This window comes from Desulfofundulus thermobenzoicus (assembly GCF_009428905.1).
GTDB lineage: Bacteria > Bacillota > Desulfotomaculia > Desulfotomaculales > Desulfovirgulaceae > Desulfofundulus_A > Desulfofundulus_A thermobenzoicus.
Genome location: NZ_WHYR01000151.1, coordinates 1 through 486 on the forward strand (window position 1 = coordinate 1; position 486 = coordinate 486).

General features: G+C 42.8%; 1 protein-coding gene. It reads right to left on the reverse strand.

Annotated features, from left to right (window positions below; genetic code table 11):
- Window positions 1-72: 72 nt before the first annotated feature.
- Window positions 73-486: rod shape-determining protein (locus GFC01_RS17960; protein WP_194175031.1), on the reverse strand; the 414-nt coding region annotated here is incomplete at its 5' end.

The window sequence follows — 486 nt, forward strand, 5'->3', positions numbered from 1 at the left end:
TCTTCCTCCTTCACGTTTATCCATTTCTCACGATATGATCAAAATGACAAAAAAAGAAGTAGAACAAGAAGATTATTTTAAAGTTTTTTGCAATTTGTCGATCACTTCTAATGAACGACCTGTTCCAATGGCAACAGATTCAAGGGGATTGGCTGCAATATGGACTGGAACAACAATCTCTTGAGAAAGCCATTCTTGAATTCCATTTAAAAGAGCGCCTCCGCCAGTTAAAATGACGCCGCGGTCTACAATATCTCCGCTTAGCTCTGGAGGGCTGTCCTCTAATGTGGCACGGATCGCTTCTAAAATATGAAGAAGTGATTCTCGCATGGCGCCTTGAATTTCATGAGAGACAAGTGTGATCGTTTTTGGCAGACCTGTCACAAGGTCGCGACCGCGCACTTCTAATGATTCAGGCTCATGTTCAATAAGACCATATCCAATTTCCATTTTCACCTGCTCGGCAGTCCGTTCGCCGATTAATAG